General features: G+C 73.1%; 10 protein-coding genes and 1 pseudogene. 9 read left to right on the top strand and 2 right to left on the bottom strand.

Annotated features, from left to right (window positions below; all coding sequences use genetic code 11):
* The first annotated feature begins 63 nt into the window (after positions 1 to 63).
* The 3 genes from AAH979_RS01090 to AAH979_RS01100 all read left to right on the top strand — a co-directional run bounded on the left by AAH979_RS01090 (position 64) and on the right by AAH979_RS01100 (position 4,899).
* On the top strand, positions 64 to 258 hold the full coding sequence (locus tag AAH979_RS01090; RefSeq protein ID WP_101370286.1) for a hypothetical protein: 195 nt from the start codon (positions 64 to 66) through the stop codon (positions 256 to 258).
* A gap of 438 nt (positions 259 to 696) precedes the next feature.
* Positions 697 to 4,275, top strand: coding sequence for a chromosome segregation protein SMC (gene smc, locus AAH979_RS01095; RefSeq protein WP_346256272.1), 3,579 nt, complete (start codon positions 697 to 699; stop codon positions 4,273 to 4,275).
* A complete protein-coding gene (locus AAH979_RS01100; protein WP_346256273.1) occupies positions 4,276 to 4,899 on the top strand; it encodes an HAD-IA family hydrolase in 624 nt (207 codons plus the stop codon). It begins immediately after the preceding gene.
* 9 nt (positions 4,900 to 4,908) lie between these two features.
* On the opposite strand, the gene AAH979_RS01105 is transcribed toward AAH979_RS01100, so the two are convergent.
* Complete coding sequence (locus AAH979_RS01105; protein ID WP_346256274.1) at positions 4,909 to 5,427, bottom strand: DinB family protein; 519 nt, start codon at positions 5,425 to 5,427, stop codon at positions 4,909 to 4,911.
* A gap of 502 nt (positions 5,428 to 5,929) precedes the next feature.
* On the opposite strand from AAH979_RS01105, the gene AAH979_RS01110 reads away from it, so the two are divergent.
* A complete protein-coding gene (locus AAH979_RS01110; RefSeq protein WP_346256289.1) occupies positions 5,930 to 6,094 on the top strand; it encodes a DUF397 domain-containing protein in 165 nt (54 codons plus the stop codon).
* Between the two features lie 35 nt (positions 6,095 to 6,129).
* On the opposite strand, the gene AAH979_RS01115 is transcribed toward AAH979_RS01110, so the two are convergent.
* Positions 6,130 to 7,890 carry an alkaline phosphatase D family protein gene (locus tag AAH979_RS01115; RefSeq protein WP_346256275.1) on the bottom strand — a complete coding sequence of 587 codons (1,761 nt, stop codon included), beginning with the start codon at positions 7,888 to 7,890 and terminating at the stop codon, positions 6,130 to 6,132.
* A gap of 161 nt (positions 7,891 to 8,051) precedes the next feature.
* Between AAH979_RS01115 and ftsY the strand changes: the two genes are divergently transcribed.
* The 5 genes and pseudogenes from ftsY to AAH979_RS01140 all read left to right on the top strand — a co-directional run.
* Entirely contained in the window at positions 8,052 to 9,251 is a 1,200-nt protein-coding gene (gene ftsY, locus AAH979_RS01120) for a signal recognition particle-docking protein FtsY (protein ID WP_346256276.1), read from the top strand.
* 89 nt (positions 9,252 to 9,340) lie between these two features.
* Positions 9,341 to 10,129, top strand: a complete 789-nt coding sequence (locus tag AAH979_RS01125; RefSeq protein ID WP_203858403.1) for an aminoglycoside phosphotransferase family protein — start codon at positions 9,341 to 9,343, stop codon at positions 10,127 to 10,129.
* A 247-nt stretch (positions 10,130 to 10,376) separates the two neighbouring features.
* The gene (locus AAH979_RS01130) at positions 10,377 to 11,759 is read left to right on the top strand and encodes an ammonium transporter (RefSeq protein ID WP_346256277.1); all 1,383 of its coding nucleotides are present in this window, start codon (positions 10,377 to 10,379) and stop codon (positions 11,757 to 11,759) included.
* 24 nt (positions 11,760 to 11,783) lie between these two features.
* On the top strand, positions 11,784 to 12,122 hold the full coding sequence (locus tag AAH979_RS01135; RefSeq protein WP_196205300.1) for a P-II family nitrogen regulator: 339 nt from the start codon (positions 11,784 to 11,786) through the stop codon (positions 12,120 to 12,122).
* Between the two features lie 78 nt (positions 12,123 to 12,200).
* Positions 12,201 to 14,543 (top strand): annotated as a pseudogene (locus AAH979_RS01140) ([protein-PII] uridylyltransferase); the annotation flags it as partial.
* Between the last annotated feature and the right edge of the window lie 66 nt (positions 14,544 to 14,609).

A 14,609-nucleotide genomic window follows, 5' to 3' on the forward strand; every position in this document is an offset into this window, starting at 1 on the left:
AGTCGCGTACGAGTTGGGCGCGCGTTGGCCGGCCTTTCCGGCAGCGCATTACAAGGAGACGATATGGCGAAGGCCCTCTACGGCCACGTTGGTGCGGCGCCCGACCGGCGCCTCCTCGACGAGGTCACCCGACTGCGTGCCAGGGTTCAGGCACTGGAGTTCGAGACGACGCGGTTGCGTGCCGAGAATGATCGGCTCGCGGCAGCGGTCGCCGAGGCAGACGACCTGCTGCGGCTGGCCGAGCCCGCACTGACCTGAGCTCCGGGCGTCGGGCAACCGGCGCCCCGCCTGACAACTGAATCGCACCAGAAAAAGCGCGCCGACACACCTGTGGCGGCGCGCAGTTCTGTTTCCCGGGTACGCCTGCTCCCCGCTACGCCTGTCGCCGGTCCCGTCTCCGTCCGGTGGCAGTACGGCGGTTCCCGGTCGGATCCGGCCCGGAGCGGTGCGTGTGCGGGCCGGAGGGTCTCTGGCGATCCGATACGCTGGTCGGTGCGTGCCGCGTCGAGCAGGACGACCGCCACCGGGTTACCCTGCGGGTTGACCAGGCTCCCACCGCCGGGGGCAGAATCTCCGCCGAGTTCGGGCGCGGCCGAGCGGCTGACGACCCGGTCGTCGGCGGCGCCGGACCGGGAGTGGGACGGACCGGGAAGCGCTGAGTCTGCCCGGCGGTCGCGCCGGACGAGGATCGGGAACGTGTATCTCAAGAGCCTGACGGTGAAGGGCTTCAAGTCCTTCGCCTCCAGCACGACCTTCAAGCTGGAGCCGGGGATCACCTGCGTGGTGGGTCCGAACGGCTCGGGCAAGTCGAACGTCGTCGACGCGATTGCCTGGGTGCTCGGTGAGCACAGCGCGAAGGCGCTGCGTGGCGGCAAGATGGAGGATGTGATCTTCGCCGGCACCGCCGGCCGGGCGCCGCTGGGTCGGGCCGAGGTCACCCTGACGATCGACAACACCGACGGCGCGCTGCCGATCGACTACACCGAGGTGTCGATCACCCGCCGGATGTTCCGGTCCGGCGAGAGCGAATACGAGATCAACGGCGACTCCTGCCGGCTCCTCGACATCCAGGAGCTCCTCTCCGACTCCGGCATCGGCCGGGAGATGCACGTCATCGTCGGGCAGGGCCAGCTCGACGCCGTACTGCACGCGAAGCCGGAGGACCGGCGTGCCTTCATCGAGGAGGCGGCGGGCGTACTCAAGCATCGCAAGCGCAAGGAGAAGGCCCTGCGCAAGCTCGACGCGATGCAGGTCAACCTGAACCGGCTGACCGACCTCACCGCCGAGCTGCGCCGCCAGCTCAAGCCGCTGGGCCGGCAGGCCGAGGTGGCCCGGCGGGCGCAGGGGATCCAGGCCGACCTGCGGGACGCCCGGCTGCGGCTGCTCGCCGACGACCTGGCCACGCTCCGCTCGACCCTGGACAAGGAGATCGCCGACGAGGCCGCCCTACGGCAGCGGCGCGAGCAGGTCGAACGCGAACACGCCGAGGTGCAGTCCCGGCTCGCCGAGCTGGAAGAGGCACTGGCGTCCGACGCCCCGCTGCTCGCCCGGGCCCAGGACACCTGGTACCGGCTCTCCGCGCTCACCGAGCGGTTCCGCTCCACGGAGCAGTTGGCCCGGGAGCGGCTGCGGCACCTGAGCACCACCCCGGACGACGAGCGCCCCGGCCGGGACCCGGACCGGCTGGAAGCCGAGGCCGAGGAGGTCCGCGCGCACGAGGAGGAGCTGCGTGCCGCGCTGACCGAGGACCAGATCCGGCTGGCCGAGGCGGTGGAGAGCCGCCAGCAGCTCGAACGCCAGCTCGCCGAGGCGGAACGCGCGCTGGTGGCGGCCGCGAAGGCGATCGCCGACCGGCGTGAGGGGCTGGCCAAGCTGACCGGGCAGGTCAACTCGGCGCGGGCGCGTACCGGGTCGGCGGCCGAGGAGATCGAACGGCTCGCCGCCGCGCACGCCGACGCGCAACTGCGGGCGGAGCAGACCCAGAACGAGCTGGACGCCGTTGCCGAGCAGTCCTCGGAGGCGGACCGGGACAACGCCGAGCTGGACGCCCGGCACGCCGAGGCGGTCGCCGCGCAGGAGGAGGCGGCGGCCCGGGTGCGTACCCTCTCCGACGCCGAGCGGGCGGCGGAGAAGGACGCGGCGACCTGGAAGGCCCGGGAAGAGGCGCTGGCGATGGGGCTGCGCCGCAAGGACGGCGCCGGGGCGCTGCTGGCCCGGGGCGACCAGGTGCCGGGGCTGCTCGGCAGCCTGGCCGGGCTGCTGACCGTCGCGCCCGGGCATGAGGCGGCGCTGGCCGCCGCGCTCGGCTCGCTGGCCGACGCGGTCGCGGTGGCCGGGGTGGACGAGGCCGCCGAGGCGATGCGGTGGCTGAAGATCCAGGACGCCGGCCGGGCCGAGCTGCTGGTCGGCGGCCAGGCCGGGCCGGGCATGATCGGCTCACCGGACGCGCTCCGCCCCGCCCTGCCGGCCGGTGCGCACTGGGCGCCGGACCTGGTCGGCTGCCCCGACGACGTACGCCCGGCGGTGCACCGGGCACTGCGTGACGTCGTACTGGTCGACACGCTTGAGGCCGCGACCAAGCTGGTGGCCGGCAGTCCCGAGCTGCGGGCGGTGACCGCCGACGGTGACGTGATCGGCGGCTACGCGGCGGCCGGCGGCTCGGCCAAGGCGCCGAGCTTCCTGGAGGTGCAGGCCGCGGTCGAGGAGGCCCGGGCCAACCGGCTCACCGCCGAGCAGACCATCGCCGAGCTGCGCGAACAGCTCGGCGAGGCCCGCGAGGAGGTGGCCGAGCGCAAGCAGGAGGTGGCCGCCGCCGCGGCGGTGAAGCGGGACGCGGAGGGGCAGCGCAACGCCGCCGCCCGTCGGCTGGCCGAGCTGGGCGCCGCCGCCCGGTCCGCCAAGGCCGAGATGGACCGGCTGGCCGAGTCGCGGGGCCGCGCCGAGCAGGCCCGGGAGCGGGACCTCGCCGGCCTGGCCGAGCTGGAGGAGCGGCTCCGGCTCGCCGAGGCCACCCCGATCGACGCCGACCCGTCCACCGAGGAGCGGGACGAGCTGGCGGCGTACCTGCCGCAGGCCCGGCAGAACGAGATGGAGGTCCGGCTGGCGGTGCGTACCGCCGAGGAGCGGGTCGCCTCGATCGCCGGCCGCGCAGACTCGCTGGCCCGGCAGGCAGCCGCCGAGCGGGCCGCCCGGGAGCGGGCCGCCGCCCGGCGGGCCGCCCGGGCCCGGGGTGCCGGCATCGCCCGGGCCGTCGAGTTCGGTGCCCGGGAGGCGCTGACCCGGCTCGCGGTGTCGCTGGCCGCGGCCGAGCAGACCCGGGACGAGGTCGCGGCGGCCCGGTCCGCCCGGGAGGCCGAACTCCAGGAGGTACGCGGCGCGGCCAAGCGGCTCGGCGCCGACCTGGAGCGGCTGACCAGCGCGGTGCACCGGGACGAGGTGGCCCGGGCCGAGCAGCGGCTGCGGATCGAGCAGTTGGAGGCGAAGGCGGCCGAGGACTTCGGGCTGGACGTGGAGACGCTGGTCGCCGAGTACGGCCCGCAGCAGCCGGTCCCGCCCAGCCAGGCGGAGATCACCGCCGCCGAGCGGGACGACCGGCCGGCGCCGGAACCGGTGCCGTTCGAGCGGCCGGTACAGGAGAAGCGTGCCGCGAAGGCGGAACGCGAGCTGGCCCTGCTCGGCAAGGTCAACCCGCTGGCCCTGGAGGAGTTCGCCGCCCTGGAGGAGCGCTACAAGTTCCTCTCCGAGCAGCTCGAAGACCTGAAGGCGACCCGCAAGGACCTGCTCACCGTGGTCAAGGACGTGGACGACCGGATCCTGGAGGTCTTCGCCAGCGCCTACCACGACACCGCCCGGGAGTTCGAGCAGGTCTTCACGGTGCTCTTCCCCGGCGGCGAGGGGCGGTTGGTGCTCACCGACCCGGAGGACCTGCTCACCACCGGCGTCGAGGTCGAGGCCCGCCCGCCCGGCAAGAAGATCAAGCGGCTGTCGCTGCTCTCCGGCGGCGAGCGGTCGCTGACCGCCGTCGCGATGCTGGTGGCGATCTTCCGGGCCCGGCCCAGCCCGTTCTACATCATGGACGAGGTCGAGGCGGCGCTGGACGACGTCAACCTGGGCCGGCTGATCACCCTGATGGCCCAGTTGCGGGAGAAGAGCCAACTCATCGTCGTCACCCACCAGAAGCGGACGATGGAAGTCGCCGATGCCCTGTACGGCGTGACCATGCGCAGCGGCGTGACCCAGGTGATCAGCCAGCGGCTCAGCAACGAGGAGGACTGAATGGCCCGGCGGGAACGCCCGACCGCCCTGCTGGTGGACCTGGACGGGGTGTTGCGCCGGTGGGACCCGGAGCGCACCGCTGCCGTCGAGCGCCGGTACGGGCTGCCGGCTGGCGCGCTCTACGACACCGCGATGCGGTGGTCGCTGCTGCAACCGGCGGTCACCGGGCAGCTCAGTCATGCCGACTGGCTGGCCGGGATCGCCGACGCGCTCGCCGAGCCGGCCGGTGGGCCGGACCGGGCACGGGCGGCGGTGCAGGAGTGGCAGGCCGACCGGGGCACGGTGGACCCGGAGGTGCTCGACTTCGTCCGGGAGGTGCGGGCGGCCGGGATCCGGGTCGGGCTGGCCAGCAACGCCACCGACCTGCTCGACTCCGACCTGGCGCTGCTCGGCCTGACCGACGAGGTGGATGTGGTGGTCAACTCCTCGAAGCTGGGCGTACCGAAGCCGTCGAAGGAGTACTTCCAGCAGGCCTGCCTGGCCGTCGGCGCCCCGCCGGCCCAGGTGCTCTTCGTCGACGACTCCGACCGGTCGGTCCGGGGGGCCCGGGTGGCCGGGCTGTCCGCGTACCGGTGGAACGGGCCGGCGGACCTGCCCTACCTGCGCGCCGCGCTGGCGTACTGAGCCGGGCTGCTACTCGCCGGTGGTGCCGTCGAGGCGTTCCCGGATCAGGTCGGCGTGGCCGTTGTGCCGGGCGTACTCCTCGATCATGTGCAGGTAGACCCAGCGCAGGCTGATGTCCCTGCCACGGTTGCCGGGGAAGGTGTCGTCCAGGTCACGACCGGCGACGGCCTGGCGGGCAAGTTCGATCTCGTCCCGCAGGGTGGCGAGGTCGCTCGCCGGGTCCGCGTCGGCGATGCCTTCGAGGTCGCGGTCGGGCTGTTCCGGGGTGTAGTACAGCCACGGTATGTCGAGCCGGGCGAACTGCTGGCGGAACCAGTACCGCTCGTTGTCGGCGCAGTGCCGGACCAGGCCGAGCAGGGTCAGCCCGGAGGGTTCGACGCTGGCGGTGCGGAGCTGGTCGGCGGTCAGCCCGGCGCACTTGGTCAGCAGGGTCTGCCGGTGGAAGTCGAGCCAGCCGTCGAGCATGGTGCGCTCGTCCGCGACCACTGGTGCGCGGTGCCGGTCGATGTCGGGAGCGGTCCAGGTCATCGGGACATGATTGCATGATCACTCGCCCGCCCACCGCCGCCACCGGCCCCGCGCTGCGCCCCGCCCCGCCACCGCGCTCAAGGGCGTCAAGATTCTTGGCGAATTGTGGCTCGCCGCTAACCACAATTCGCCGAGAATCTCGGGCCGCATCTTGTGTGGTCGCGGGGTAGTCGGCGTTGGGTGGTTTGTGGTAGTTCTTTCGCGGGCTGGCAAGGCGGGTCCGGTCCGACCCGCAGATGAGGCCCGGTGGCCGGGACAGCGCCCGGAAACCCTTACCTGTCGGCTTCACAGCCAAGCCGTTGCTAGTCGCCCGGTGGCGTCCGTCGCGCACGTCACCACGCTTCCCCGCGCCCAACAGTGAACCTTTTTCAACCTGGACCGCGCGGCGCTCACTCACCGCGTCCGACCTTTCGGTCCGCCGGACCGCAAGGGGAGGTTGAAAAAGGTTCAGCGGGAGCAACGGCTCCCGGGCGCCCGCCGACAGGAGACGATCGATGCATTCATCGCACCCGAGCAAGGTTTCGACACTGCGGGGCCGTTGGCGGATGGAAGTGGCCGGGTGGCGGTGCGGCACAGCAAGGCTCCGGACGGTGCCGTGATCGTCTACACCCGGGCGGAGTGGGATGCCTTCCTGGCCGGTACCAAGGACGGGGAGTTCGACTTCTGACCGGTTCGCCCTTACCCGACTGGCGGTTACGGCGGTCAGCGGGTGAGGGTACGCCGGGCGACGGTGTGCAGGGTGCCGTCCGGCGCGGTGCCCTCGATGGTCACCTCGGCGGAGCGGCCCTCGTGCCGCAGTGTGCTGACCGCGTTGCCGAAGTAGGGCCCGTCCAGCTTGCGCCAGCGCACCGGGGGTCGGCGGACCCCCGCCGCTCGGGCCAGCGCCCGGGCCACCACCGACGGGCCGCGCCACCAGCCGAGCCGGAGCATCGGTCGCATCGGCACCGGGATCTGGTTGTGGATCGGCGAGCAGGTCAACTGGTGCACCGGAGTGGCGGTCGGCCCGCCGGGGAACCGGGCCCGGGCCACGTACGAGTGGTGCACGTCGCCGGAGAGCACGCTGATCGACGCCGGTGGCGGGTACGCCGGCCCGGCACCCACCCGGTCGCCCGGCTGCCCGGCAGGCCCGCTGCCGAGCCGGACGAAGACCTGGGCGAGCGCGTCGAACGACCGGCGGAACGCCGCCCAGTGCTCCAGGTCGAACGCCCGGCGCAACCGTTCGGCGAACGCCGCCACCCGGGGCCGGTCCGAGTCGGCCAGCCGCTCGTTCCAGGATTCGAGGTGGTGGATACCGGGTGGCAGCAGCCAGGGCAGCGACGACCCGACCACCAGGTGGTCGTACTCGCCGTGCACCTGGTCGGTGAACCAGGACCACTCGGCCGGCGGCAGCATCGCCCGGTGTGTCCGGTCGAGTACCCGGCTGCACCGGTTGTCCAGCACCACCAGCCGGGTACGGCCGACGTCGAGCGAGTAGCTCCACTGGTAGCGGCCGGGCGGGGCGGCCTCGGCCGGTGACTCGCCCCGGCCCAGCGCGGCGTCGTAGCCGGTCGCCTCGGCGTCGACCCGCTCGCCGAACTCGCGCAGCACCGAGGTCGCGTCCTCGGCGGCGACGACCTTGGCATAGACCGGGTCGGCGGCGATCTCGTCCGGTTCGAGGTTGCCCAGGTGCTGGTAGACCCAGTACGACGCGAGCCCGCTGGAGATCCGTTCCGGCCACCAGGGCTGGCGGTGCGTCTCGGTCCGCCACGGCGCCGAGGTGTTCCAGTCGTCGATGATCTCGTGGTCGTCGAAGATCATCACGCTCGGCACGGTGGAGAGCAACCAGCGGATCTCCGGATCCCGCCACGACTCCAGATAGAGCTTGGTGTACTCGTCGAAGCTCACCACCTGGTCGGCCGGGGCACCGGCACTCCGGTCACGCCGGCGGCGCAGCAGCTTGCGTACCGTCGGAGAGGTCTGGTCGGCGTAGACCTGGTCGCCGAGCAGCACCAGCAGGTCCGGCCAGTCGGCGGCGTCGGCGGGCCCGCCGCGCTCGCCCGGCCGCCCGGCGCCGACCGACGCCATCAACCGCCGGGAGTACGCGTCGAGCGCGTCCGGCGGCAGTTTCCGGGCGGTGGCGTGCTGGGTGGTCTCCCGGCAGGAGCCGAAGACCAGCCGCGCCCCGAGGTCGCCGGCCGGGCGGGTCCGGATCACGCTCGGCGGGAACTTCCCCCCGGGCTCCGGCCAGACCTGCTCGCTGTCCAGGAAGACGTGGTAGGGCGCGGCCGTACCCGGGGTCAGCCCGGTCACCACGACCAGCGCGTAGTGGTGGTCGAAGGCGGTGAAGGTGGGCGCCTCGCCACTCGCGCCGTCCGGCGTCTCGACCCGGACCAGGGCCGGCCCGCTGGTCTCCACCCAGACGGTCGCGCTGGAGCCGACCACCCGGCGCAGGACCGGGCCGATCAGGAGCCGGGCGGTGGGCATGGGACGACCTCCGAGCGCGGTGAGGGGGTGCTGGACGCATTTTCCTACCCGGTTGCCCGCAGTGCTTACCGGAGCTTCGCGGCGAGCCTACTCGGCTGTAACACCCCGGCACAGGTGCGGCGGCTGCGCCAAGCCGTCCGGCGTCTGACAGGATCGCCCGTATGGACAACCTCCTCGTCATGGTGGTCGTGGCCGCCGTGCTGGTGCTCCTGCTGGTGGGCCTGGCGGTCGGTCTGGTGGTGACCCGCCGGGGCGGCCGGGCCGCCCCGCCGCTGCCGCCGATCCCGCCAGCCCCACCGGTGCCACCGGTGCCGCCCAGCCCCACGGCGGCACCGCCGACGGACGTGCTGACCCCGCCCGTCGAGGCTCCGCCGGCACCGACCGAGGTCGAAGCGCCGGTGGTGGTGGAGCGGCCGGAGCCGACCGCCGGCCGGATGGTCCGGCTGCGGGCCCGGCTCTCCCGGTCACAGAACGTCTTCGGCAAGGGCCTGCTCAGCCTGCTCGCCCGGGACCATCTCGACGAGGAGGTCTGGGAGGAGATCGAGGACAGCCTGATCGGCGCCGACGTCGGGGTCGAGGCGACCCGGGAGATCGTGGACCGGCTGCGGGAGCGGACCGCCGTGCTCGGCACCCGTACCGCGACCGAGCTGCGGGCGCTGCTCGCCGCCGAGCTGGTGGGCGTACTGGACCCGACGCTGGACCGGTCGCTGCGGGCGACCCGGGACGGCGGCACCCCGGCGGTGCTGCTGGTGGTCGGGGTGAACGGCGCCGGCAAGACCACCACCTGCGGCAAGGTGGCCCGGGTGCTGATCGCGGACGGCCGTACCGTGCTGCTCGGCGCCGCCGACACGTTCCGGGCCGCCGCCGCCGAGCAGCTCACCACCTGGGCCGGCCGGGTCGGCGCCGAGGTGGTCCGGGGCCCGGAGGGAGCCGACCCGGCCAGCGTCGCCTTCGACGCGGTGCAGCGCGGCATCGAGGCGTCCGTCGATACCGTGCTGATCGACACCGCCGGCCGGTTGCAGAACAAGGTCGGCCTGATGGACGAGCTGGGCAAGATCAAGCGGGTGGTCTCCCGGCACGGTCCGGTGGACGAGACCCTGCTGGTGCTGGACGCCACCACCGGGCAGAACGGCCTGGAGCAGGCCCGGGTCTTCACCGAGGTGGTGGACGTGACCGGCGTGGTGCTGACCAAGCTCGACGGCACCGCCAAGGGCGGCATCGTGATCGCGGTGCAGCGCAAGCTCGGCATCCCGGTGAAGCTGGTGGGGCTGGGCGAGGGGCCGGACGATCTGGCGCCCTTCGATCCGGCGCAGTTCGTCGATGCGCTCCTCGGCACCGAGCCGCTTGGCGTGGACGCGTAATCTCGGGGGACTGTTCGCAAACCCCGCCCCGTCCCCGGGCGCGGGCCTGGTGACGCTGTTCCAGCGCCGCTCCTTCAGGAGAGACGTACGTGACTTCGCAGGAGATCCCGCTGCACGGCGGGAACGTCAGCACCGTCGTGCGGGTGGGCGACACGGTCCGGCGCAACGCCGGCCCGTGGACCCCTTCGGTGCACGCCCTGCTCCGGCACCTGGAATACGTCGGCTTCACCGGCTCACCCCGGGCCCTCGGGATGGACTCGCGCAACCGCGAGGTGCTGTCGTACCTGGAGGGGGAGTGCGGGGAATACCCGCTCGCCCCGCACTGGGTCACCGACGAGGCGCTGGCCACCGTCGCCACCATGCTGCGGATGTTCCACGACGCCCAGTACGGCTTCCAGCCCCCGCCGAACGCGGTCTGGCGGTCGTTCGGCCCGCCGCCGCCGGACACCGAGGTGATCTGCCACCACGACGCCGCCCCGCACAACGTGATCTGGCGGCCGGACGGCACACTCGCCCTGATCGACTTCGACCTCGCCTCGCCGGGCGCCCGGATCTACGACGTGGCGTACGCGGCCTGGACCTGGGTGCCGCTCTTCTCCGACCGGGACTCCTACACCCTTGGCTGGCAGCGGCCCAACCGGCCGCGCCGGCTGCGGCTCTTCGCCGACGCGTACGGGCTGATCCCCCGGGACCGGCACCGGCTGGTCCGGACCATCCGGAAGCGGATCGTGGACCACGTCGAGGGGATCCGCCGGATGGCTGCGGCCGGTGACCCGGCGTTCGTCCGGATCGTGCACAAAGGTCACCTCCGGCGCCCGATGCGCGATCTGCGGTTGCTCGACTACGAACGGCACACCCTGGAGTACGCGCTCCGGTAGTCCGGTTACGCGTTCCGGCGGCCGGGTGTCGCTGTCCGTACATCCATGGCGGGCTATTCGGCTGGTATGCCCCCGTCCGTTCCATCGATAGTGCGGGCTTCTTCACATGTTGGAAACAACCCGTGACGCCGTGGAAACCAAGTGGGCACCACGCGTGAAACCTCCAGCCAGGAAGCTTCCGCGCAACCGGCGTACGGGCGATGCTGCCCTTCCTGCCGGAAGGAGGAATCTACCGAGAGGAGGCAGCGTGGAGATCAACACTGGCAACACCGCCTGGTTGCTCGTGTCGTCTGCGCTGGTGCTGCTCATGACGCCGGGTCTGGCCCTGTTCTACGGCGGCCTGAACCGGTCCAAGGGCGTGCTCAACATGATGATGATGAGCTTCGTGTCCATCGGGCTCGTCTCTGTTTTGTGGGTCATCTACGGCTTCACCCTGGCGTTCGGCACCAACGACAACGCCGGCCTGAACAACGTGATCGGTAGCTTCACCCAGTACCTGGGCACCGAGACCAGCTTCACCGGCGAGGAGTGGCTCTTCCTCGGCGCCGGGACCGGCATCCCGACGTACGTCTTCATGGTGTTCCAGATGATGTTCGCGATCATCACGGTCGCGCTGATCAGCGGTGCGGTCTCCGACCGGCTCAAGTTCGCCGGCTGGGTGGTCTTCGCGTTCGCCTGGTTCACTCTGGTCTACATCCCGGTCGCGCACTGGGTCTGGGGCGGCGGATTCATCGGCGCCAAGATCAAGGCTCTCGACTTCGCCGGCGGTACGGCGGTGCACATCAACGCCGGTGCCGCCGCGCTCGGTCTGGTGCTGGTCCTCGGCAAGCGGATCGGCTGGCCCAAGGAGAGCTTCAAGCCGCACAACGTGCCGTTCGTGGCGCTCGGTGCCGGCCTGCTCTGGTTCGGCTGGTTCGGCTTCAACGCCGGTTCCGAGCTGACCGTGGACAGCACCACCGCGGTGGCCTTCGTCAACACCCAGGTGGCGACCGCCGCCGGCCTGCTCGGCTGGATCATCGTGGAGTGGCTGCGGGACGGCAAGCCGACCCTGGTCGGCGCCTCGTCCGGCGCGGTCGCCGGCCTGGTCGCGATCACCCCGGCGTGTGGTTTCATCGCCCCGCTCCCGGCCGTCGTCCTCGGCATCGTCGCCGGTGCGGTCTGCGCGCTGGCGGTCGGCCTCAAGTACCGGCTGGGCTACGACGACGCGCTCGACGTCGTCGGCGTGCACTTCGTCGCCGGCTGGATCGGCTCGCTCTCCATCGGCTTCTTCGCCACCCTCCAGGTGAACTCCGCGATCGAGGGGCTCGGCGGCAGCGAGGGCCTCTTCTACGGCGGCGGCCTGACCCAACTCGGCCGGCAGGCGCTGGGCAGCGGCATTGTCTCGATCTACTCGTTCGCGGTCGCGGCGCTGATCGCGCTGGCCATCAAGCACACCATCGGCCTGCGGGCGAGCAGCGAGTCCGAGGTCGACGGCATCGACCTCGCCGAGCACGCGGAGAGCGGGTACGACCTCTCCACGGCTTCCGGCAGCGGCGGCGGCGCGTTCGCCATGGCCGGAATCGGCACCCCGAACAGCAGCACGGCGGCGGGGGAGCCCGCCGCTCCGGTCAGCGAAAAGGTCGCCGGTTAAGTTTCTCCGATGGAGGGGTTGGACATGAAGCTGGTGACTGCGGTCATCAAGCCGTACCAACTGGACGCGGTCAAGGAGGCGCTGCACGCCCTGGGCGTGGCCGGCCTGACCGTCAGCGAGGTCCAGGGGTACGGACGGCAGAAGGGCCACACCGAGGTGTACCGGGGTGCCGAGTACACCGTCGAGTTCCTGCCGAAGATCAGGGTCGAGGTACTGACCGACGAGATCGACGTCGACAAGGTGGTCGACGCGGTGGTCACCGCCGCCCGTACCGGCAAGATCGGTGACGGAAAGGTCTGGGTGACCGGCGTCGAGGACGTCATCCGGGTCCGTACCGGCGAGCGCGGCCTCGACGCGCTCTAGGAGGAGATCGCCACGATGACCACGGGACCCGCGCCGCTGACCGCTGGTCAGGTCGACCCGAGGCCCCTGGTCATCCCCGGCATCGGCGCCGCCGCACGCGAGCAGCGTGCGGCGGCGCTCGACGGCTGGCTCGCCGGGCTGCTCGCGGCGGGGCTGCGGGAGACCGCCGGCAGACGGGGCGGCCCGGAACCGGCCTCGGCTACCGGCGTAGCCCTGGTCGCGGTCGGCGGGCTCGGCCGCCGGCAGTGCGCACCCTGCGGCGACCTGGACCTGGTGCTGCTGCACTCCGGGATGCCCGGCATGGACGAGCTGGCCGCCGCGCTCTGGTATCCGATCTGGGACGCCCGGCTCGGCCTGGACCACTCGGTGCGGACCATCCCCGAGGCACTCTCCGTCGCACACGACGACGTCAAGGTCGCGCTCGGCCTGCTGGACGCCCGGCACGTCGCCGGAGACCGGGAACTCTCCGCCCGGCTGGTCGGCGCCGCCGCCGACCAGTGGCGGCGGACCGCCGTACGCGCGCTGCCGGCGCTGCGCGAGGTCACCGCGACCCGCTGGCAGGCCCACGGCGAGCTGGCGTTCCTGCTGGAAGGCGACCTGAAGGAGGCGGCCGGCGGCCTGCGGGACGTCGGGCTGCTCCGGGCCATCGCCTTCGCCGGGATCAGCGACACGCTCCGCCCGGCGGTCCGGGCCGCGCACCTGCGGATGTTGGACACCCGGGACGCCCTGCACACCTCGGTCGGCCGCCGCGTCGACCGGCTACTCGCCCAGGAGCGGGCCGCCGTTGCCGGCCTGCTCGGGCTGCGTCAGCTCCGGCGCGGCACCCTCGACCCCGCCCCCCGACAGCTTCCACCCGACGGCGACGGGCCGGTTCCGCCCGACGGCGCGGGGTCGGCCGACGGCGTCGCCGAGCTGGGCGACGCGCTGCTGCGCCAGGTCGCCGGGGACGCCCGGACCATCAGCCACGCCCTGGACGACGCCTGGCGGGCCGCCGACCGGCTCCGCTCCGGGCGGCGCCGGGGCGCCGACGGCCGGCCGCTGCGCCGCCCGGTCGCCCGGGACGTGGTGGAGCAGGACGGCGAGCTGGTACTCGCCCGGACGGCCATCGGGGCCCGCCCCGATCCGAGCCTGTCGCTGCGGGTCGCCGCCGCCGCGGCCAGCGCCCGGCTGCCGATCGCCCGGGCCACCTGCGAGTGGCTGGCCGCGTACTGCCCGCCGTTGCCGACGCCCTGGCCGCCGGCCGCCCGGGCCGCGCTGATCACCCTGCTCGGCGCCGGTCCCGGGCTGGTCGCCACCTGGGAGACCTGTGACCGGTACGGCCTGGTCGACGGCTGGCTGCCGGAGTGGCCCCGGATGCGCAGCCTGCCGCAGCACAATCCGGTGCACCGCTACACGCTCGACCGGCACCTGGTGCAGGCCGCCGCCGAGGCGACCGGGTACGCCCGCGAGGTGGACCGGCCCGACCTGCTGCTGCTCGCCGCCTTCCTGCACGACGTCGGGAAGGGGTTGGGTGGGGATCACAGCCTGGTCGGGGCGCCGATCGCGGCCCGGATCGCCGCCCGGATCGGGCTGCCGCCGGCCGAGGTCGACCTGATCGAGAAGCTGGTCCGGCTGCACCTGCTGCTGCCCGAGGTGGCGACCCGGCGGGACCTCGCCGACCCGGTCACCATCGCGCGGGTGGCCGAGGCGGTGCAGGACACCAGCACGCTGAGCCTGCTGCACGCGCTGGCCCGGGCCGACGCGTTGGCGACCGGACCGGCCGCCTGGTCGGACTGGAAGGCCCGGCTGATCGCCGAACTGGTCCGCCGGGTGCACACCCGGCTCGACACCGGCCGGCTCCCCGAGCCACCGACCCCGGACCCGGCGCTGGTGGCGGGGCCGCTGCCGGCCGTACACCTGGAGGGGGACCGGGTGGCGGTGGCCGCGGCGGACCGGCGGGGCCTGCTCGCCGCGGTCGCCGGATGTCTGGCCCTGCACCGGCTGGAGGTGCTGGCCGCCGACGCCAGCATGGTCGAGGAGACCGCCCTGGTCGAGTTCCTGGTGCAGCCCCGCTACGGCACCCCGCCGGACCCGGTCGCGCTCGCCGCCGACCTGCGCCGGGCGGTCACCGGCGACGTTTCGGTGACCCAGCGGCTGCGCGGTCGTGCGCTGGCCGCCCGGGGCGGCGGCTCGCCACCCCGGGTGGTCTGGCACCGGGCCGCCGCGACCGACGCCGTGGTGCTGGAGTTGCGGGCCGCCGACGCGGGTGGGCTGCTCTACCGGGTCACCAGCGCACTGGACGAGGCCGGCGCCCAGGTGCGGGCGGCCCGGATCTCCACCCTCGGCGGCGACGTGGTCGACGCCTTCTACCTGGTCGGAAACTGGCCCGACGCGGCCGAGCGGGACCGGGTCGAGGCCGCCGTGCTGGCCGTCGCCGGCTGAACCGTCGCGCTGCTGTCCGGGGCGGCGGTCGCGTCGGCCGGCAGCCCCGACTACGTCAGCGGACGT

The organism is Plantactinospora sp. ZYX-F-223 (assembly GCF_039649625.1).
Classification (GTDB): Bacteria; Actinomycetota; Actinomycetes; order Mycobacteriales; family Micromonosporaceae; genus Plantactinospora.

Coding starts and splice junctions, on each gene's coding strand:
- AAH979_RS01090 (WP_101370286.1), top strand. CDS start 64: ATGGCGAAGGCCCTCTACGGCCACGTTGGTGCGGCGCCCGACCGGCGC.
- AAH979_RS01100 (WP_346256273.1), top strand. CDS start 4,276: ATGGCCCGGCGGGAACGCCCGACCGCCCTGCTGGTGGACCTGGACGGG.
- AAH979_RS01115 (WP_346256275.1), bottom strand. CDS start 7,890: ATGCCCACCGCCCGGCTCCTGATCGGCCCGGTCCTGCGCCGGGTGGTC.
- AAH979_RS01135 (WP_196205300.1), top strand. CDS start 11,784: ATGAAGCTGGTGACTGCGGTCATCAAGCCGTACCAACTGGACGCGGTC.
- ftsY (WP_346256276.1), top strand. CDS start 8,052: ATGGACAACCTCCTCGTCATGGTGGTCGTGGCCGCCGTGCTGGTGCTC.
- AAH979_RS01105 (WP_346256274.1), bottom strand. CDS start 5,427: ATGACCTGGACCGCTCCCGACATCGACCGGCACCGCGCACCAGTGGTC.